This window comes from Nocardia sp. BMG111209, assembly GCF_000381925.1.
In the GTDB taxonomy this organism is placed as follows: Bacteria; Actinomycetota; Actinomycetes; order Mycobacteriales; family Mycobacteriaceae; genus Nocardia.
Window position 1 is genome coordinate 1,044,483 of sequence record NZ_KB907307.1, and the last position, 18,687, is coordinate 1,063,169.

Annotated in this window: 18 protein-coding genes; 10 read left to right on the top strand and 8 right to left on the bottom strand. The window is 71.1% G+C overall.

The annotated features are described in order from the left end of the window. Positions 1-33: 33 nt before the first annotated feature. The 4 genes from tatA (at position 34) to G361_RS0104715 (ending at position 5,041) form a co-directional block, all read left to right on the top strand. Positions 34-309 (top strand): Sec-independent protein translocase subunit TatA, encoded by a 276-nt coding sequence (gene tatA / locus G361_RS0104700; RefSeq protein ID WP_019925899.1) that lies wholly within the window; start codon positions 34-36, stop codon positions 307-309. Positions 310-445: 136 nt separating this feature from the next. Beyond that, positions 446-1,429, top strand: a complete 984-nt coding sequence (gene tatC, locus G361_RS0104705; RefSeq protein WP_026342694.1) for a twin-arginine translocase subunit TatC — start codon at positions 446-448, stop codon at positions 1,427-1,429. Positions 1,430-1,432: 3 nt separating this feature from the next. Then, positions 1,433-4,132, top strand: a complete 2,700-nt coding sequence (locus tag G361_RS0104710; RefSeq protein WP_019925901.1) for an RNA helicase — start codon at positions 1,433-1,435, stop codon at positions 4,130-4,132. 174 nt (positions 4,133-4,306) lie between these two features. Further along, complete coding sequence (locus tag G361_RS0104715; protein ID WP_019925902.1) at positions 4,307-5,041, top strand: DUF4333 domain-containing protein; 735 nt, start codon at positions 4,307-4,309, stop codon at positions 5,039-5,041. Between the two features lie 13 nt (positions 5,042-5,054). Here G361_RS0104715 and G361_RS0104720 read toward each other — a convergent pair whose 3' ends face one another. Together G361_RS0104720 and G361_RS49115 are read right to left on the bottom strand one after the other, a co-directional pair. Continuing rightward, entirely contained in the window at positions 5,055-6,017 is a 963-nt protein-coding gene (locus tag G361_RS0104720) for a 5'-3' exonuclease (protein ID WP_019925903.1), read from the bottom strand. A 37-nt stretch (positions 6,018-6,054) separates the two neighbouring features. Further along, positions 6,055-6,669: a hypothetical protein gene (locus G361_RS49115; RefSeq protein ID WP_155981305.1), complete on the bottom strand. Its 615-nt coding sequence runs from the start codon at positions 6,667-6,669 to the stop codon at positions 6,055-6,057. A 1,319-nt stretch (positions 6,670-7,988) separates the two neighbouring features. On the opposite strand from G361_RS49115, the gene G361_RS0104730 reads away from it, so the two are divergent. Next, positions 7,989-9,116 (top strand): Xaa-Pro peptidase family protein, encoded by a 1,128-nt coding sequence (locus tag G361_RS0104730; protein WP_026342695.1) that lies wholly within the window; start codon positions 7,989-7,991, stop codon positions 9,114-9,116. A gap of 262 nt (positions 9,117-9,378) precedes the next feature. On the opposite strand, the gene G361_RS0104735 is transcribed toward G361_RS0104730, so the two are convergent. After that, positions 9,379-9,783 (bottom strand): PPOX class F420-dependent oxidoreductase, encoded by a 405-nt coding sequence (locus G361_RS0104735; RefSeq protein WP_019925906.1) that lies wholly within the window; start codon positions 9,781-9,783, stop codon positions 9,379-9,381. Between the two features lie 72 nt (positions 9,784-9,855). Here G361_RS0104735 and G361_RS0104740 point away from each other — a divergent pair, with 72 nt between their 5' ends. The 4 genes from G361_RS0104740 (at position 9,856) to G361_RS0104755 (ending at position 13,312) form a co-directional block, all read left to right on the top strand. Continuing rightward, a complete protein-coding gene (locus G361_RS0104740) occupies positions 9,856-10,617 on the top strand; it encodes an SDR family NAD(P)-dependent oxidoreductase (RefSeq protein WP_019925907.1) in 762 nt (253 codons plus the stop codon). An 11-nt stretch (positions 10,618-10,628) separates the two neighbouring features. After that, positions 10,629-11,879 (top strand): bifunctional cobalt-precorrin-7 (C(5))-methyltransferase/cobalt-precorrin-6B (C(15))-methyltransferase, encoded by a 1,251-nt coding sequence (locus tag G361_RS0104745; RefSeq protein ID WP_036494535.1) that lies wholly within the window; start codon positions 10,629-10,631, stop codon positions 11,877-11,879. Positions 11,880-11,960: 81 nt separating this feature from the next. After that, positions 11,961-12,572, top strand: coding sequence for a hypothetical protein (locus G361_RS0104750; protein ID WP_019925909.1), 612 nt, complete (start codon positions 11,961-11,963; stop codon positions 12,570-12,572). Further along, the gene (locus tag G361_RS0104755; RefSeq protein ID WP_026342697.1) at positions 12,569-13,312 is read left to right on the top strand and encodes a cobalt-precorrin-6A reductase; all 744 of its coding nucleotides are present in this window, start codon (positions 12,569-12,571) and stop codon (positions 13,310-13,312) included. Before G361_RS0104750 ends, G361_RS0104755 begins: the two co-directional genes overlap by 4 nt. Before the next feature lie 131 nt (positions 13,313-13,443). Here G361_RS0104755 and G361_RS0104760 read toward each other — a convergent pair whose 3' ends face one another. Genes G361_RS0104760 through G361_RS0104775 form a run of 4 tightly spaced genes read right to left on the bottom strand, consistent with a single transcriptional unit; the run spans position 13,444 to position 16,827 of the window. Beyond that, on the bottom strand, positions 13,444-14,010 hold the full coding sequence (locus tag G361_RS0104760) for a PadR family transcriptional regulator (RefSeq protein ID WP_019925911.1): 567 nt from the start codon (positions 14,008-14,010) through the stop codon (positions 13,444-13,446). A gap of 42 nt (positions 14,011-14,052) precedes the next feature. After that, complete coding sequence (locus G361_RS0104765; RefSeq protein WP_019925912.1) at positions 14,053-15,699, bottom strand: precorrin-2 C(20)-methyltransferase; 1,647 nt, start codon at positions 15,697-15,699, stop codon at positions 14,053-14,055. Beyond that, entirely contained in the window at positions 15,696-16,340 is a 645-nt protein-coding gene (locus G361_RS0104770; protein WP_019925913.1) for a precorrin-8X methylmutase, read from the bottom strand. The genes G361_RS0104765 and G361_RS0104770 overlap by 4 nt, the downstream gene beginning before the upstream one ends. A gap of 49 nt (positions 16,341-16,389) precedes the next feature. Next, positions 16,390-16,827, bottom strand: coding sequence for an Lrp/AsnC family transcriptional regulator (locus G361_RS0104775; protein WP_019925914.1), 438 nt, complete (start codon positions 16,825-16,827; stop codon positions 16,390-16,392). 130 nt (positions 16,828-16,957) lie between these two features. On the opposite strand from G361_RS0104775, the gene ddaH reads away from it, so the two are divergent. Then, positions 16,958-17,839 (top strand): dimethylargininase, encoded by an 882-nt coding sequence (ddaH, locus tag G361_RS0104780; protein ID WP_019925915.1) that lies wholly within the window; start codon positions 16,958-16,960, stop codon positions 17,837-17,839. Here the strand turns inward: ddaH and G361_RS0104785 are convergent. Next, on the bottom strand, positions 17,836-18,642 hold the full coding sequence (locus tag G361_RS0104785; protein ID WP_019925916.1) for a bifunctional 2-polyprenyl-6-hydroxyphenol methylase/3-demethylubiquinol 3-O-methyltransferase UbiG: 807 nt from the start codon (positions 18,640-18,642) through the stop codon (positions 17,836-17,838). The genes ddaH and G361_RS0104785 overlap by 4 nt on opposite strands. Positions 18,643-18,687: the final 45 nt, after the last annotated feature.

Genomic DNA, 18,687 nt, shown 5'->3' on the forward strand with positions numbered 1-18,687 from the left:
CATCGAATGGACCACGTCTTCTGGAGGTTTTCGATGGGTTCTCTGAGCGCCACGCACTGGCTGTTGATCGCGCTGGTGTTCGTGCTGCTGTTCGGCGCCAAGCGGCTGCCGGACGCGGCCCGTGGTCTGGGTCGGTCGCTGCGGATCTTCAAGAGCGAGATGCAGGAGATGCAGACCGAGGGCGGCAAGTCCGCGTCGTCGACCGGCACTCCGACCGCGAGCACCACCCAGGCCCCCGCCGAGCTGCCGTCCGCGCAGCCGACCGCCGCACCCGCGGCACAGGCCAACCCGGATCTGCACAAGGCCTGATCGGGCCGAGCACGCCAGGACGGCCGACGGACCGTCCGCGATGGGCGCTGTCGCATGCCGGGCAGGCATGCCGGACAGTGCCCGATGAGTATGTCCAGACCGGCCGCCCATCGACGAGGCAGACACATCCATGCGAATCCGCATTCCGTTCGACCCCCGGCGCAGTCGCCGTCGCGTCAATCCCGACGGCACCATGTCGCTGGTGGAGCATCTGCAGGAGCTGCGCTCGCGACTACTGAAGGCGCTGCTGGCGGTGACGGTCACGACGGTTCTGGGATTCCTGTGGTACTCGCACTCGTTCTTGGGCATCGAGAGTCTCGGTGAGATCCTGCGCGGGCCGTACTGTTCGCTGCCCGCGTCGCATCGCGCGGTCCTGAGCCAGGACGGCGCCTGCCGCCTGCTGGCGACCGCGCCGTTCGAACAGTTCATGCTGCGGCTGAAGGTCGGCCTGACCGCCGGCGTGGTGGTGGCCTGCCCGATCTGGCTGTATCAGCTGTGGGCGTTCATCACCCCGGGGCTGTACGCGAAGGAGCGGCGGTACGCGCTGTCGTTCGTCGGTTTCGGCGCGGTGCTGTTCGTGGCGGGTTCGGTGCTGGCGTACTGGGTGGTCGCGCACGCGCTCGGCTTCCTGATGGGGATCGGCAGCAACGTCCAGATCACCGCGTTGTCCGGTTCGCAGTACTTCGGTTTCATCATTCAGCTGCTGATCATCTTCGGGGTCAGTTTCGAGACGCCGCTGCTGGTCGTCGGGCTCAACATGATCGGCATCCTCAGCTACGAGCGCCTGAAGAAGTGGCGGCGCGGGCTGATCTTCGGGATGTTCGTGTTCGCGGCGGTGGTCACCCCGCAGGACCCCATCTCGATGCTGTCGCTGGCCGCCGCGCTGACGCTGTTGTTCGAGGTCGCGGTGCAGATCTCGCGGCTCAACGACCGGCGTAAGCAGCGTCGCGGCGACAACTGGGGTGCGCTGTCCGACGAGGAGGCGTCGCCGCTGTCGGGCACTCCCGAGGCGATCTCCGCGGCCGATCCCGTCTCGTCCGCGCAGCCGGTCACCTCGGCCGCGACCTTGCAGTCGGAGAAAACCATGCGCTCTGTGTCGGACTGGTCCGATACGCTCTGAGGAGTGGCACAACAGTCGCTGACCGGCGAACTCGCGGCATTCGCCGCCGAACTGTCCTTCACCCTGGATCCGTTCCAGCAGCAGTCCTGTGTATCGCTGCAGAGCGGGCACAGCGTGCTGGTATGCGCTCCCACCGGAGCCGGCAAGACGGTGGTCGGTGAGTTCGCGGTCCATCTGGCGCTCGCGGCGGGCGGCAAATGTTTCTACACCACGCCGATCAAGGCGCTGTCCAATCAGAAGTACGCCGACCTGGTCGAGCGGTACGGCAAGGACACGGTCGGCCTGCTCACCGGCGACCAGTCGCTGAATCCGACGGCGCCGGTGGTCGTGATGACCACCGAGGTGCTGCGGAACATGCTGTACGCGAGCTCGGACGCGCTGATCGGCCTGTCCTACGTGGTCATGGACGAGGTGCACTATCTGGCCGACCGGTTCCGCGGCGCGGTGTGGGAGGAGGTCATCCTGCATCTGCCGCCCGACGTGCGGCTGGTGAGCCTGTCCGCGACGGTCAGCAACGCCGAGGAGTTCGGCGCCTGGATGGAGACCGTCCGCGGCGACACCGCGGTGATCGTCGACGAGACCCGGCCGGTGCCGCTGTGGCAGCACGTACTGGTCGGGCGGCGGCTGTTCGATCTGTTCGATCAGCACTCCAGCGATCAGAAGGTGATGGTCGACAAGGAGCTCGTGCGCTACATCGAGCACCGCGAGACCGCCGACCGGATGAACGGCTGGGGTGGCGGGCCGCGGTACCGCGGCGGTGGCGGGCCGCGCCGCGACGGGCGGTCCGTGCCGCGGCCGGAGATGCTGTCCCGGCTGGACGACGAGGGACTGCTGCCCGCGATCACGTTCATCTTCAGCCGGGCCGGTTGTGACGGCGCGCTCGCGCAGTGCCTGCGTTCGCGGCTGGATCTGTCCCGCACCGAGGATTTCGACGAGGTCGACGCGATCATCGAGAAGCACACCGGTGATCTGCCGCGTGCGGATCTCGAGGTGCTCGGCTACTGGGATTGGCGCGAGGCGCTGCATCGCGGCCTGGCCGCACACCATGCCGGCATGCTGCCCGCGTTCCGGCACACCGTGGAGGAGTTGTTCGTCCGCGGGCTGGTGCGCGCGGTGTTCGCCACCGAGACGCTGGCGCTCGGTATCAACATGCCGGCTCGGACCGTGGTGCTGGAACGACTGGTCAAATTCAACGGCGAATCGCACGCCGAGCTCACTCCCGGCGAATACACCCAGCTGACCGGCCGGGCCGGTCGTCGCGGGATCGATGTCGAGGGGCACGCGGTGGTGGTGTGGCATCCCGACGTCGACACCAGCGCCGTCGCCGGTCTGGCCTCCACCCGCACGTACCCGCTGCGCAGCTCGTTCCGGCCCGGGTACAACATGTCGATCAACCTGATCGACCGGATGGGCGCCGAGCAGTCGCGGGAGTTGCTGGAGCGGTCGTTCGCGCAGTTCCAGGCGGATCGGTCGGTGGTGGGCCTGGTGCGTGGCATCGAGCGCAACGAGGGCCAGATGCGCAAGCTGCGTTCGCAGATCGGCGACGATTCGGTCTTCGAGTACCTGTCGCTGCGCGACCGGTTGAAGCAGCGCGAGCGCGATCTGGAGCGGCAGGCCCGCACCGATCGCCGCGGGGCGTCGGTGGCGTCGCTGACCGCGTTGCGCCGCGGCGATGTGGTCGCGATCCCGGCGGGCCGCCGCCAGGGGCTGGCGGTCATCCTGGAGCCGGATGCGACGCCCGGCGATCCGCGTCCGCTGGTTCTCACCGAGGACAAGTGGGCCGGGCGCGTCTCGGCCGCCGATTTCCCGACCCCGGCCCAGCCGCTGGGCCGGATGCGGCTGCCGCGGCACGTCGACCACCGCACCGCCCGCGCCCGCAGCGATCTGGCGTCGGCGCTGCGCGACACCGGTCTCATCGCGCCCGGCCGGCAGCGCCGCGGCGCGCGGGCCAAGGCGGCCGACGATCGGGAGCTGATGACCCTGCGGCGCGCGGTGCGCTCGCATCCGGCGCACGGCCGGCCGGACCGGGAGCAGCTGGCGCGGACCGGGGAGCGCTACAGCCGGTTGCAGCGCGAGACCGAATCGTTGCGCCGGCAGGTCGCCACCACCACCAACTCGCTGGCGCGCACCTTCGACCGGATCGTGGCCCTGCTGGCGGACCGGGGCTATGTCGCCGACGGTGAGGTCACCGCCGACGGCCGCCGGCTCGCGCGCATCTACACCGAGGCCGATCTGGTCGTCGCCGAATGCCTGCGGCAGGGCCGGTGGCGGGGGCTGGGCCCGGCCGAGCTGGCCGCGGTGGTCTCCATCCTCGTGTACGAATCCCGTTCGGAGGGCGGCATTCTGGGGGCCACCGGGCCCACCGCGCCGATCCGGCGCGCAGTCGCCGACACCATCGCCGTCTGGGGGGAGTTGCGCACGGACGAGGCGCGGTTCAAGCTTGATCCCACACGGGAACCGGATCTCGGTTTCGTCACCGGCATTCACAAGTGGGCGCGCGGTGACGGGCTGGCCGAATCACTGCTGGCCAGCGGAGATCAGGGAAATGCTTTGTCGGCGGGGGATTTCGTGCGCTGGTGCCGTCAGGTGATCGACCTGCTGGACCAGATTCACAACACCGCCGACGATGTGGAGGTCGCCGCCACCGCCGCCAAGGCGGTGCGAGCCATCCGGCGCGGTGTCGTCGCGGTGGACGCGGCGTAGCCGGGCCGTCCGGGACGGTGGCGGACCCGTCCGCCACCGGACCCGCCGGTGGGTGACGGAGGCATCAAACACAGCTGGACTGTGATTGGATGGCTTCGTGTACCGGCCGTGGTGAGCGGGTGTTCTCACGCGGGGGCAACATGTTGTAGGACGAGTGCGAGTGGAGGCAGGCAGATGAGCGGCCCGTTCGGCCCGAGCGAGACCCCCGGCCCAGGGGAGGGGCGCAGCAACGATCCGACCCAGGTCTGGGGCGGTCAGCAGCAGTCCGGTGGTCAGGCGGCCCCCACCCAGCAGAATCCGAGTGGTCAGCAGCAGCCGCCCGCTCAACCCTGGGGTCAGTCCCAGCCGCAGTGGGCCCAGCAGCAGCCGACGCAGCAGTGGGGCAACCAGCCCAGTCAGCCGACCTGGGCGCAGCCGACCACGCAGCACCAGTGGGAGCCCACCCAGCAGCAGCCGCAGCAGTGGGCCCAGCAGCCGCAGCAGTCCTGGGGCCAGCAGCCGCAACAGCAGTGGGGCCAGCAGCAGTCGTGGGGGCAGCAGTGGGGGCAGCCGCCGAGCCAGGCGCCCTCGCTGGATTCGCTGACCACCACGCGCAAGAAGTCGCACAAGGGCCTGTTCGCGGTCCTGGGCGCGATCATCGCCCTCGTCGTGGTGGTCGGCGTGGTGCTGGCGTTCGTGCTGAACAGCAGCGACAAGCTGGACAACAAGGCCGTGCAGGACGGCGTGGCGAAGGTGCTGAAGGATTCCTACGGCATCGACGACGTCCAGGATGTGAACTGCCCCTCCGGTGAGAAGGTCACGGTCGGCAAGACCTTCACCTGCGATCTGAAGGTCAGCGGCGAGCAGAAGCACGTCACCGTGAAGGTCACCAAGACCGACGGCACCTACGAGGTCGGCCGCCCGAACTGACGGCCCGCGGGCGTCACCGCTTGCCGAGGGCGGTGATCAGGCGCTTCACCGGGCTCTCGGCGTTGTACGCGGCGGCCAGGGATTGCAGGCGGCCGGGGTCGGCGGGCGCCGCGGGCAGCGGGTCCGGCCGGGAGAGTTCCACCTCGGCGTCGCGGACCACCCGCACCACCGGTGCGGCGGCCTTCAGGTAGTCGTCGGCGGCGGCGAGTTTGGCGCGCACGCCCTTCGCCAGATCGGCGTCCGGATCCTGGACGGCGGCAACGAGATTCTCCAGGGTGCCGAAGCGGGAGATCAGGGTGGCGGCGGATTTGTCCCCGATCCCGGCCACGCCCGGCAGGCCGTCGGAGGCGTCGCCGCGCAGGGTCGCCATATCGGCGTAGGCGGGGCCCGCATTCACTTGTGGCACACCGTATTTCGCGGACACCTCGACCGGTCCGAACAGTTCCGCCTTGGCCAGCCCGCGCCCGACATAGAACACCCGCACCGGGGGCGCGGGCTCGTCGCGGACCAGTTGCAGCAGGTCACGGTCGCCGCTGACGACGATCACCGGATCGGTCCGCTCCCGATCGGCCAGAGTCCCGATCACATCGTCGGCCTCCAGGCCGTCGGCGCCCGCGGTGGCGATACCCGCCGCGGAGAGCACCTCCAGGATCATGTCGACCTGCGGGGTGAGGGTGTCCGGAACCTCCTCGATACTGCCCAGCGCCGGCCCGCCCTCCTCGGCGACCCGGTGCGCCTTGTACGAGGGCACCAGATCCACCCGGAAACTCGGCCGCCAATCCAGATCCAGGCAGACCACCAGGCGGCTCGGCGTGTGCTGCTTGATCAACGCCGCCACCATGTCGGTGAAGCCGCGCAGCGCGTTGACGGGCCGCCCGTCCGGTGCGGTGATCTTCTCCGGGATGGCGTAGAAGGCCCGGAACCACAGACTGGCCCCGTCGAGCAGCAGCAACGGGCCCGCGGCAGGTGAGCTCATGGCTGCCCACGCTACAGGGACGCGCCGACAGCCGGGGTCAATGTCGCCGGGTCCACGGCGGTCGCCGATCGGGAAACGGCAACGGCCGCCGGCCCGCGTTCACCTCCGGACGCCGGAACCACGCGGTGGCGTCGGGTCGGAACAACAACGCCACGACCGCGACACCCGCCGCCACCCCGACCACACCCGTCGGATGCGGATGCAACAGCCCACCGGCGCCGATCAGCACCGCGATGACCGCCACGACGGCAGCGCCGTCGCGCACCCCGACGCCCGAGTGCTCGAAACGGAACGCCAGACCGCCGAGGATCAGCGCGCAGAGCTGGATCCCGAGCACCGCCCCGGCGGCCTCCGCACCGGTGGTCAGCGCCGTGACGAAGACCAGCAGCGCGGCGACAGCGGCATCCAGCCAGGCGATGACGCGGGCGGCCCGCACCGAAGCGGGCGGGACCGACCCGCGTGGCGGGCGCAGCAGATCGAGATCGATCCCGTAGCCCGGTTCGTGCGGCATGATCTCGTCCCGGCGGTACGCGTGCCGGGGCGGCCCGAATGCGCCACCGGCGGGAGTGAGCCGATGGAAGAACGAATTCTGTTGCGGCGGGGGCGGTTCCGCGACCGAGTCGGCGTCTTCGAGCCAAGCTGCCGGTGGCACAGCGTATCCGGCGTCGGGCTCGTGTCCTTCGGACTCGCCTACCGTGGATCGGTCCGCATCCGAGTCACGCGTAACCTCTTGCGGCAGTGCCGATCCGGGTGAGTTGTGATCGATACCGGTGGGCGGTTCGAGCGGTGGCCGGGCCGAGTCGGCCTCGGGCGTCTGCGGCGGTTCGGGGTGGGTCGAGTCGGTTCCGGGCGAGATCGCCTGCGGCAGTGTGTGTCCCGGTCGGCTGGAGTCGGGCGTGATGATCTGTGATGGCGCGGATTCGGGCCCGACAGCCTCTGCCGCTCCGGTGCGCGACAACGCCGAGCGAGGTATGTCGGCCTGGGGTGCCACGCCCGGAGACAGTGCGTCGGCGGGGAGATCGGTCAAGGGTGTGGTTGCGGACGATGGCGTGACGGTGGGGAGGCTGGCCTTGGGCGCGACACCTGGTGACAGAGGGATGACCGGGAGGTCGGGCATCGTTGCGGTCGCAGGCGGCCGTTCGGACCCCGCCGGTTCGGTTCGGTGTGAAGCGGGTTGTGGCGACTCGAGATCGGTAGTCGTGGGGCGGTCGGCATCGGGTGTAGTTGCCGGCGGCGGCACGACGGCGGGAAGGTCGGCTCGAGGCGCAGCGTCTGGCGACAGCACGGTGGCAGGAAGGTCAGCCTTGACGGCGCCGGCCGGTGTCGGCGTGTCGACCTGCTGGTCGGTCTCGGGTGCGGCGTCTGGCGATAGTGCGGTGGTGGGACGGTGGGTCTCGGGTGCAGCGGTTGGAGACAGTGCAATGGTGGTGTGGTCGGCCCTGGGTGTGGTTGCGGGCGACGGCGTGACGGTCGGGAGGTCGGCCTGGAGCGCGACGCTTGGTGACAGCGCGGTGGCGGGGAGGTCGGCCTGGGGCGGGACGGTTGGCGACACTGCGACGGCCGGGGTGTCGGATTCCGGTGCAGTGGCCGGTGGCTGTGCGGATTCGGAAGGTTCGACTCGGTGTTCGGCGGGTTGTTTCGAGTCCGGATCGGCGGGGGCGGCTCGCTGCGGTGTGAGGCCGGATCCGGCGGCCTCGGGTGGGGGTGTGGGTTCGGGGGTGGGGCGGGGGTGTCCGGTGTGCTTGCCGGTGTCCGGGTCCGTCATGCTTGGCTGGTCCTTCCGGTGTCCGGTGTCGCTGCTCGGTGGCGGGAAGGGCGCGGGCAGGGGCCCGTTGTCGGGTTCCCGTGTCGACCGGAGCGTCCAGCAGCCTAGTCGGGTGGTTCGGGTGGCGCCGGGCGTCGGAGATCCGGATCAGCGCGCCGGGCGGCGCGACCGGCGAGCAACCTCGGCGGCTTGTAAGGTCGGTGGGCATGAGTGCGCATACGGAGTCTCGATTCTCGGCGGATGTGTACGGCAGGCGGTTGGAGCGGGCGGCGGCGTTGACGCGGGCGGCGCATCTGGACGCGCTGCTGATCACGCCGGGGCCGGATCTGCGGTATCTGATCGGCTCGCGCGCGCAGTCGTTCGAGCGGCTGACCTGTCTGGTGATCCCCGCGAGCGGGGAGACGGCCTCGGTGGTGATCCCGAAGCTGGAGCTGGCCGGGTTGGGGGGTTCGGCGGCCGGTGAGCTCGGCTTGCAGGTGCTGGACTGGACCGACGGGGTGGATCCGTATCGGGTGGTGAAGTCGGTGGTCAACGCGGGTGCGCGGGTGGCTGTCGCGGAGTCGATGCCCGCGTTGCATCTACTGCCGATCGCGGATTCGCTGACCGCACTGCCGGTTTCGGCCACTCCGGTGCTGCGGCAGTTGCGGATGACCAAGGATGCCGCCGAGATCGACGCGTTGCGGCGGGCCGGCGCCGCCATCGATCGGGTGCATGCGCGGATGGGTGAGTGGTTGCGGGCCGGGCGTACCGAGGCGGATATCGCGGCGGATATCGCGGCGGCGATCGTCGAGGAGGGGCATACCGGGGCGGAATTCGTGATCGTCGGTAGTGGGCCCAACGGGGCCGATCCGCACCACGAGGTGTCGCAGCGGGTCGTCGAGGCCGGGGACATCGTGGTGATCGATATCGGTGGGCCGGTCGAGCCCGGCTACTTCTCCGATTCCACTCGCACCTACGCGCTGGGTGAGCCGGATGCGGAGATCGCCGAGCGGGTGGCGGTGCTGGCGGCGGCCCAGGCGGCCGCCGTGGCGGCGGTGCGGCCGGGTATCACGGCCGAGGCGGTGGACGCCGCGGCTCGGAACCCGTTGGCGGAGGCCGGTTTCGGGGATGTGTTCATCCACCGGACCGGGCACGGGATCGGGCTGTCCGTGCACGAGGAGCCCTATATCGTCGCCGGTAACGATCTGGTGCTGGAGCCGGGGATGGCGTTCAGCGTGGAGCCGGGCATCTATTTCGGCGGTGAGTGGGGTGCCCGCATCGAGGACATCGTGATCGTCACCGAGGACGGTGGCGAGGCGGTCAACCACCGGCCGCACGGGCTCACCGTGCTCTGAGCGCACCGGCACGACTCGGGCGCTCGCACGTGGGTTCGGCAGGACTGGGGCGCTTAGCGCGTGGATTCGGCAGGACTCGGTCGCTCAGCGCGTGGATTCGGTCGCTTGGCGTGCGGGTTCGGCGGGTTCGGTCGCTCGGCGTGCGGTTCGGGCGGACTCGGATGCCCAGCGCGGAGTTCGAGTGGACTCGGATGCCCCGCGTGGGATTCGGGTGTTCCGGGTGCCGTGCGCCTGTCCTACCTCGCGGCGGAACCGTTGTGGCTCAGCGTAATTGGCTGCCGGTGAGGGCGCGGGTGGCGCGGATGGCGAGGACCACGCGTGCCGGGTTCTCCCGGGGGGTGCGGTAGCGGCCGGCGTAGCGCTGGACGGCGTCGGCGACGTCGCCGGGTTCGGTGAGTACCTCGGCCGGGCCCTCGAGGGTCAGCCAGCGCGCGCCGTCGACCTGGCTGACCGCCGCGTAGGCCCCGCGGCGCACGTTGCGGGCCTTCACCGAGTCGCCGGAGGTGATCACGCGGGCGATTCCGGCTTCCTGGTCCCAGGTGAAGCCGACGGCGACCACGTGGGGCGTGCCGTCGGCGCGCAGGGTCGTCAGGGTCGCGAGGTGCCGTTCGGTCACGAACTCCAGGGCGGCGGGGGACAGTTCGATGCGGGTGCCCGTGCTGGTCATGCGCCGACGCTACCAAGTGGAGCCGGTGGTGCCCGCAGTGGCCGGATCTGCCGCGATGGCAGACTGTGGGCCATGGCTGTGCGTGCGCGGGAACTGGACGAGGGTGCGATTCTGCTGCTGGGCGGCCGCAGCGAGATGGGTCTCGACGTCGTCCGCCGGATCGCGGCGGGCCGGACCGTGATCCTCGCGGCGCGGCGCAGTGCCGACCTGGACGCCGAGCAGGCGGTCGTCGAGCAGGCCGGCGCCGCGGCGGTGCATCGGGTCGAATTCGATGCCGACGATCTGGCGAACCATCAGCCGTTGCTGGAGAAGCTCGCCGCCGAGCACGGCCGGCTGGGTGCGGTGGTGCTCGCGTTCGGGGTGCTGGGCGATCAGGCTCGCGCCGAACGCGATCCGGCCGCCGCGGTGGCGGTGGTGCACACCGATTACGTCGCGCAGATCAGCGTGCTCACGGTGGCCGCCGAGTTGTTGCGCGCGCAGGGTTCCGGGCATCTGGTGGTGTTCGGCTCGGTGGCGGGTGTGCGGGTGCGGCGGGCCAACTACGTCTACGGGTCGGCCAAGGCCGGGCTCGACGGGTTCGCCTGCGGGCTCGGTGATGCGTTGCACGGCAGCGGTGTTCATCTGCTGCTGGTCCGGCCCGGTTTCGTCATCGGCCGGATGACCGAGGGGATGGCGCCGGCCCCGTTCTCCAGCACTCCGGAGCAGGTGGCCGCCGCGGTCGTGACGGCGCTGCACCGCCGCGCGGATCGGGTCTGGGTGCCGGGCATCCTGCGCGCGGTCTTCACGGTGGCCCGCTTCCTCCCGCAGCCGGTGTGGCGCCGGATGCCCCGGTGACGGATTCGCCGGTGCGGCAACCGATCACGGTGGTCGGGATCGGCGCCGACGGGTGGGACGGCCTGGGTGGCGCCGCCCGGACGGCGGTCGAGACGGCCGAGGTGGTGTTCGGGTCGGCGCGGCAGTTGGCGTTGCTGCCCGCGGCGGTGCGCGGTCCGCGGCGGGTGCCGTGGCCCTCGCCGCTGGTGCCGGCGTTGCCGGATGTGCTTGCCGCGCATGCCGATACCCGCATGTGCGTGCTGGCCAGCGGGGATCCGATGTTCTACGGCATCGGGGTGACCCTGGCGAAACTGGTCGGGCCGCAGGCGTTGCGGGTGCTGCCGCAGCCGTCGTCGGCGTCGCTGGCGTGTGCGCGGCTGGGGTGGGCGCTGGCGGAGACGCCGGTGGTGAGCATCGTGGGGCGGCACCTGGAGACGGTGCTGCCGGAACTGGCCGACGGCCGCCGGGTGCTGGTGCTGGTACCGGATGCGGACGGGCCCGCGGAGGTGTCGGAACTGCTGGCGCGCAACGGGTTCGGCGATTCCACTGTGTCCGTCCTGGAACAGCTGGGCGGGCCGGCGGAGCGGATGGTGGCCGGGGTCGCGGTGAGTTGGTCGCGGCCGCCGGGGGATCCGCTGGCCGTGGTCGCGATCGAATGCCGCGCCGATCCGGACGCGCCGCGATCGACCCGGCTGCCCGGTCTGCCGGACGAACGGTACGGCGGCGACGGCCAGATGACCAAGTCCGAGGTGCGCGCGCTGTCGATCGCGGCGCTCGCGCCCGCGCCCGGAGAGCTGCTGTGGGATGTGGGCGGCGGCTCCGGCACCATCGCGATCGAATGGTGCCGCACCCATCCGGCCTGCCGGGCGATCACCTTCGAGCGCAGCGAGGCGCGCCGCCGGCAGATCGCCGCCAATGCCGCCGCACTCGGTGTGCCCGGGGTGGAGGTGCGCGGCGAGGTGCTCACGGTGCTGCGGGCCACCGAACCGCCCGCGCCGGACGCGATCTTCCTCGGCGGCGGCCTCACTCAGCCGGAGCTGTTCGAGACCTGCTGGCAGCGGCTGCGTCCGGGCGGCCGGCTGGTCGCCAACGCGGTCACCGCGGAATCCGAAGCGTTGCTGCTGTCCTGGGCCGCGGCCCGCGGCGGCCGGCTGGGCAAGGTGCAGGTGTACCGCGCGGAACCGCTCGGCGGATTCACCGCGTGGCGCCCGCAGCTGCCGGTCACGCAGTGGTCGGTGGTGAAAAATGCACGGTTCGATGAGAAGTCCGACGATTCGAGATGAAACGTGGACGAGTCACCGGGTATGGTCGTTCGGCGTAATCCGATTGTTATATCGGACTTGCTCGAACTCGATGGGAACCAGATGAGAATCAGCACGTTCACCGCCACCGCTCTGGTGGCCATCGCCGCCACCGGCATCGCGGCGGGTACCGCGGCCGCCGATCCGGTGGTGACGGCCCCCGATCAGGTGCAGACGCAGTCCACCACCCCCGCCGTGCACGGCACGGACCAGGGCGTCGGCTACACCACCACCCTCGCCGACGCCGGCAAGTCGATCGTCACCGCCGTCACCGGTGGCCGGTTCGCGCTGGACACCGTCGGCAAGAACGTCACCCTGACCAACGACGCGGGCCAGGTCGTCATGCAGTACCCGCTGGTCGTCGTGTCGAAGGAAGGTAAGGGCGAGGTCGCCGCGGACATCTCCGCCGACGGCTCGCAGCTGACCCTCACCCCGCACGCCGCGCATGTCGGTGCGGTGAAGGACATCTCGGCGCAGGACTGGTTCTTCGCCGAACTGCAGCACGCGTCGCTGGGCGCCGCGGTCGGCGCCCTCCTCGGCGCGCTGATCGGCATCTGGTTCTTCGGTGTCGGCCTGATCCCGGCCGCGCTGCTCGGTGGCGTGATCGGCCTGCTGGTGGCCGGCGGCCCGTCGCTGCTGGACGCGGGTGCGGCCTACTTCGGCGGTCAGCCCTGAGGGTTCTGATACTCGGCGGCACCCGGGAGGCCCGGGAGCTGGCCGATATCGTCACCGGCGAGCGAGGATTCGAGATCGTCTCCTCGCTCGCCGGTCGCGTCCGCGCGCCCGTGCTGCCGGTCGGCGAGGTCCGCGTCGGCGGTTTCGGCGGGGTCGGCGGACTGCGGGATTGGCTGGCGGACAACGCTGTCGACGCGATCGTCGATGCCACTCATCCGTTCGCGGGCACGATGTCCGCACATGCCGCCACTGCGGCCGCGGCGGCGGGGCTGCCGCTGATCCACCTGCGGCGGCCCGGCTGGTCGGCACAGTCGGCGGACCGCTGGATGCGGGTGCCGGACAACACCGCCGCCGCCGGCGTCGCGGCGGAGCTCGGCGACCGTATCTTCCTCACCATCGGCAGGCAGGGTGTCGGCGCGTTCGCGCACCTGACCGAGCCCTGGTTCCTGATCCGCGCGATCGATCCGCCGACGGCGGCACTGCCGCCGCGGCACGAGATCCTGCTCGCGCGTGGACCTTTCACCGTCGACGACGAATGCGGACTGCTGGCCCGGCACCGGATCGAGGTGCTGGTGACCAAGGACAGCGGCGGCGAGCTCACCGCCGCCAAACTGACCGCCGCCCGCGAGCGCGGCGTCCCGGTGGTGATGATCGACCGGCCGCCGCTGCCGTCCGGCGCGCTGACCGCCGATTCCGTTGCCGCGGCACGGGATTGGCTGATCGAGCGGCGGGACGCGTAGCCGGCCCGGGTCGTGCCGATGCGGTTCGCGTCGCGGCATGCTCGGCCCGCATCGCCGCACTGCGCGGTTCGCGCTGCCTCGGTGGTCGCCCCCGTCTCACCGCGGCGCTCGGCCCGCCGCGTGCCGTGCGCTCAGTTCATGTCGCCGGACTCCCCGGCGAGCAGCGCCGGTAACCGGTCGAACCAGTCGAGGACCGCGCGTTCGTATCGGATGCCGAATTCGACTGTGGCGCGGTCGAATCGGGACATCTGCACGGACATGCCGGACAGCTGTGACAGTTCGGTCAGATAGCCGCTGAGCCGCTGCTCGTGCACGACCCGGTTGGCCGCGACGATGCGCCGCAGCCGTTCCGGATCGACGAATCGGCCGAACGACAGCGTCAACAGCAGTGGCACCCGGATGGTTTCGGCCCCCGGATCGCGCGCGATCCACTGCGCGAACGCCTCCCGGCCGGTGTCGGTGATGTGATACGGGGTGCGTTCCCGGGCCCCGGTCTCACCCTTGGTCACCAGGCCGGATCGGTCCATCGTCGCCAGTTCGCGGTACACCTGGCTCTGCGTGATCGTCCAGAAATCACCGATGCGGTTCTGCGCCAGGTTCACCAGATCCCAGCCGGACATCGGTCCCTCGTGCAGGAAGCCCAGCAGCGACGCCGCCGTCGAGTTGAGCCCGCGTTGTGCCGCATCGTCGGCCACCACCGCTCCTTCCGTCCCCTACATTCTACATTGGAATGTCGAACGCTACGCGCCGTGGTAGCGCCGGGAAGTGTAGACCCGGGTGCCGCCGGGAGTGCCGAAGGCGGTGGTGGTCGACGCGCCGATGATGAGCAGGGTGCGCATGTCGACCTCGGCCGGGTCCAGGTCGGCGAGGGCGACCACGCGCACCGATTCGGCCGGGCCGCCCACATCGCGGCCGAGCACCACCGGCGTGTCCGGCTTGCGGTGCTCCAGCATCAGGTCGCGCAGCGCGGCGACCTGCCAGGTGCGCTGGGAGGAGGCGGGGTTGTACACGGCCAGCGCCATATCGGCGGCGGCGACGGCCGAGATGCGTTGTGCGACGGTCTGCCACGGCTTCAGCCGATCCGACAGCGAGATCATCGCGAAATCGTGCCCGAGCGGCGCGCCGACGCGAGCGGCGACCGCGGCGGCGGCGGTGACACCCGGCAGCACGCGCACCGGGACCGCGCGCCACTGCGGATCCGCGGACTCCTCGACCACCGCGGCCGCCATCGCGAACACCCCGGGGTCGCCGGCGGATACCACCGCCACCCGCGCACCTTGCCGGGCCAGATCCAATGCCATTGCGGCACGCTCGGATTCGACCCGATTGTCGCTGGCGTGCCGCTGCTGCCCGTCCCGGACCGGCACCCGGTTCACATAGGTGGTGTAGCCGACCAGATCGGTCGCCTCGGCCAGCACCTCCGCGACTTCCGGTGTGGTCCAAGCGGTGTCGCCGGGACCCAGCCCGACGACCACGACGCCACCTGTCGCCGGGAAGTGTCGTGGCATACCGTCGGCCGTCGCGTCCGCGTCGATCGTGCCCCGGAAATCCGTCCCGGTGGCGATCACCGCGGAGTCGGGCTGCTCGGCGGCGGCCGGTCCCCGCACGGCGGACGAACCGGTCCGCGCCGCGCCGGGCCGGGTGAGGGGCAGCGGGGTGGTCGGCTGCGGGCCCGGGACGAGGGTGATCGCGAAGTACGGGACATCGGAGTCGGCCACGTCGGCGGCGCGCAGCACGCGCTGGCGCCCGGTGCTCGCCCGTTCCACATAGTAGGCGTCGGCCAGGCGGCCGGACTGCGAGAGTGCTTGCCGCACACCGGGATAGGTGCGGCCGAGTTTCATCACGGCGGCCGCGTCGGTCTCGGCGAGGCGGCGGGCGAGCTCGTCGGGAGGCAGGGTGCCCGGCAGTACGGTCAGCACCTGCTCGCCCTCCACCAGCGGGGTGCCCAGCGCCGCCGACGCCGCGCTCACCGAGGTGACGCCGGGGATGATCTCGGCCTCGAACCGGTCCGCCAGGCGGCGATGCATGTGCATGTAGGAGCTGTAGAACAGCGGATCGCCGGCGGCCAGCAGCGCCACCGACCGCCCGGCGGCCAGATGCGTGGCCAGCCGCTCGGCGGCCTGCGCGTAGAACTCGTCCATCGCGCCCTGGTAGCCGCCGGGATGGTCGGTGGTCTCGGTGGTCACCGGATAGATCAGGTGTTCCTCGAGCTGCCCCGGCCGCATGTACGGCGCCGCGATGCCGCGCGAGATGCTGCGGCCGTGCCGGGCGCTGTGGAAGGCGATGACGTCGGCCGCGCCGATGATCCGCGCCGCCTTCACCGTCACCAGCTCCGGATCGCCGGGACCGAGGCCGATTCCCCAGAGTTTGCCGTGCTGTGCGGTCATTCCTGTTCGCTCGCGATCGCGTTGAGGGCCGCGGCGGTGATGGCGCTGCCGCCGCGGCGGCCGTGCACCGTCAGGAATTCCACGCCGCCGTAGCCGGCCAGGGCCTGCTTGGATTCGGCCGCGCCGATGAAACCCACCGGGATACCGAGCACCGCCGCCGGTCGCGGCGCCCCGGCGTCGAGCATGTCCAGCAGATGGAACAGGGCGGTCGGCGCGTTGCCCACCGCCACCACCGCGCCGTCGAGCCGATCGCGCCACAGTTCCAGCGCGGCAGCGGATCTGGTGTTGCCCATGGACCGGGCGAGTTCGGGCACCCGCGGGTCGGCCAGCAGGCACAGCACCTCGTTGCCGGCGGGCAGGCGCTTGCGGGTCACGCCGGAGGCCACCATGGTGGCATCGCACAGGATCGGCGCGCCGGAGCGCAGCGCGGCGCGGGCCTTCGCCACCACATCCGGGCTGTGGTCCACGTCGGCGGTCAGATCCACCTGGCCGCAGGCGTGGATCATCCGCACCACCACCTGCGCGACGTCGGCCGGGAAGCGGGCCAGGTCGGCCTCGGCGCGGATGGTCGCGAACGATCGCCGATAGATCTCGGCGCCGTCGGTGAGATAGCTGGCGCGTGTCCGGGTGGGGTCCGACATGGGAACCACAGTAGAAGTGCGATTCCCGGGATCCGGTGGCGGGTCGTGATCAGGTGCGCGGCCGCTCCAGCAGCCGCGACATCACGATGCTGCTGCGGGTGCGGCCGACGCGCGTGTTCTCCCGGATCCGCTCGACGGTCGACTCGATCTCGGCCATGTCGGTGGCCATCACGTGGACCAGCGCGTCGGCCTCGCCGGCGATCGTCCACACGCCCACCACCTGCGGAATCGGTTCCAGGCCGCGGCGCAGTTCGGCGGGGGAGATGTTGTCGCGGTAGTAGACCTCGACGTACGCCTCGGTCCGCCAGCCCAGTGCCGCCGGATTGACCAGGGCGGTGAATCCGGTGATCTGACCGGCCGCGACCATCTTGTCGACCCGCCGCTTCACCGCCGGCGCCGAGAGCCCGACCCCGGCGCCGATCTCCTGGAAGGAGGCGCGCGCCTGTCGCAGCAGATGGGCGAGGATCCGCCGGTCCGGTTCGTCCATTCCCACTCCTCCGAGACGCAACGATTCGCCGTATTGGAGATCGACTACGCAATGATTCGCTGTTCCGGGCGCAACACTACGCCTATTACCGTCGAATCAGCCTTGTCGCGCCGACCGCAGGGAGCTCCCGTTGACGCTCACGACCACGACCCCCGCCCCGGCCACCGCGCCCGCCGATCTCGGCGCCGATGCCGAGGTTCGCCGCCCGACTCCGCGCCGGTTCCTGATGTGCCGCCCCGATCATTTCGACGTCACCTATGCGATCAACCCGTGGATGGACACCGGTGCGCCGGTCGACCGGGCGAAGGCGGTGGCGCAGTGGGAGACGCTGTGCGCGACCTATCGCCGGCACGGGCACCGGGTGGATCCGATCGACGGGGTGCCCGGACTGCCCGATATGGTGTTCGCCGCGAACGCCGGGCTCGTGATCGGCGATCGCGCGCTGTCGGCGCGGTTCGCCACCCCCGAGCGGGCCGCCGAGGGCCCGGCCTTTCACGACCGGCTGGCCGGGCGCGGCTTCGGCCGGGTGACCGCGGCGGCCGAATACAACGAGGGCGAGGGCGATTTCGCGGTGGCCGGGGGCCGCATCCTGGCCGGCGCCGGATTCCGCAGCACCCGGGCGGCGCATCGCGAGGTCGAACGGTACTTCGGGCGGCAGGTGGTGTCGCTGGACCTCGTCGACCCGCGTTTCTATCATCTCGACACCGCGCTCATGGTGCTCGGCGACACGATCGCGTACTACCCGGCGGCCTTCGCCGCGGACAGTGTGCGGCTGCTGGCCGGGTTGTATCCGGACGCCGTGCTGGCCTCCGCCGACGATGCGGAGGTGCTGGGGCTCAACGGGGTCTGCGACGGCTACCACGTATTCCTCAGCGATCGCGCGGTGCGCCTGGCCGGGCAGTTGCGGGAGCGCGGATACCACCCGGTCGGCGTCGATCTGTCGGAACTGCTGAAGTCCGGCGGCAGCGTGAAATGCTGCACGCTGGAGTGGCACGGATATCCGCGCGGCTAACGCCGGACGGCGGTGACCACCATCGTGGTGTAGTCCGCGGTGAGGCTGCCGCCGAGGTCATCGATGGCGGCGCCGACCTCGGTCAGCACCGCCTGCTGCTGCTCGGGGGTCAGGCGGGTCAGGGAGCCCTGGGTGGGCAGTTGGTCGAGCCATTCGTCGCGGGTGTAGGTGCGTTCCCAGTCGAAACGCCACTGGTGCGCCGCGTCGAAGGCGCCGGCCGCCGCGATCCCCTCGGCGGCCCGGTCGAAGCCCGCCCGATAGATCTCCAGGGCGCTGCGATCCGTCCGGAGGTCGAACTGATGGTCCGGTACCACGCGGCGGTACACCTCGGCGAAGGTGTGTTTCACCGGCGCGGGCAGTTCGACCACGTGCCAGAACGGCGCCAGTCGGCCGCCGGGCCGCAATACCTCGGCGGCCTTGGCCGCGCCGGCGACCGGGTCGATCCAGTGCCAGGCCGTACCCGCGGCCACGAGGTCGAACCGCCGGCCGGCGGCGTCCCAGGTCTCGAAGGTGGCGACCTCGACCTCGATTCCGGTGTGCCGGGCGAATTCGGCCATCCGGGCATCGGGTTCGACACCCAGCACCGCGCAGCCGGCGGCGGCGAACTGCCGGGCCGCGATGCCGGTGCCGCAGCCGACGTCGAGCACCCGCGGGCCGGGGCTCGCGGCGAGGATCCGCTGGATCATGGCGTCCGGATACGGGGGCCGGGCCCGGTCGTAGCGGGCGGCATCGGTGCCGAAGGATTCGGCGACCTGGCGTTGCTCGTGGGGGACGATCGGCGGGGGCGTGCTCGGAGTGGGCATGCGCCCACACTAGTGGGCATGTGCCCACTGGACAAGGCGTGTTCG

Coding starts and splice junctions, on each gene's coding strand:
- tatA (WP_019925899.1), top strand. CDS start 34: ATGGGTTCTCTGAGCGCCACGCACTGGCTGTTGATCGCGCTGGTGTTC.
- G361_RS0104715 (WP_019925902.1), top strand. CDS start 4,307: ATGAGCGGCCCGTTCGGCCCGAGCGAGACCCCCGGCCCAGGGGAGGGG.
- G361_RS0104775 (WP_019925914.1), bottom strand. CDS start 16,827: ATGGACGAACCGGACCGGCGGATCCTCGCCCATCTGCTGCGACAGGCG.
- G361_RS0104730 (WP_026342695.1), top strand. CDS start 7,989: ATGAGTGCGCATACGGAGTCTCGATTCTCGGCGGATGTGTACGGCAGG.
- G361_RS0104785 (WP_019925916.1), bottom strand. CDS start 18,642: ATGCCCACTCCGAGCACGCCCCCGCCGATCGTCCCCCACGAGCAACGC.
- G361_RS0104735 (WP_019925906.1), bottom strand. CDS start 9,783: ATGACCAGCACGGGCACCCGCATCGAACTGTCCCCCGCCGCCCTGGAG.
- G361_RS0104750 (WP_019925909.1), top strand. CDS start 11,961: ATGAGAATCAGCACGTTCACCGCCACCGCTCTGGTGGCCATCGCCGCC.
- G361_RS0104770 (WP_019925913.1), bottom strand. CDS start 16,340: ATGTCGGACCCCACCCGGACACGCGCCAGCTATCTCACCGACGGCGCC.
- G361_RS0104765 (WP_019925912.1), bottom strand. CDS start 15,699: ATGACCGCACAGCACGGCAAACTCTGGGGAATCGGCCTCGGTCCCGGC.
- G361_RS0104720 (WP_019925903.1), bottom strand. CDS start 6,017: ATGAGCTCACCTGCCGCGGGCCCGTTGCTGCTGCTCGACGGGGCCAGT.
- G361_RS0104740 (WP_019925907.1), top strand. CDS start 9,856: ATGGCTGTGCGTGCGCGGGAACTGGACGAGGGTGCGATTCTGCTGCTG.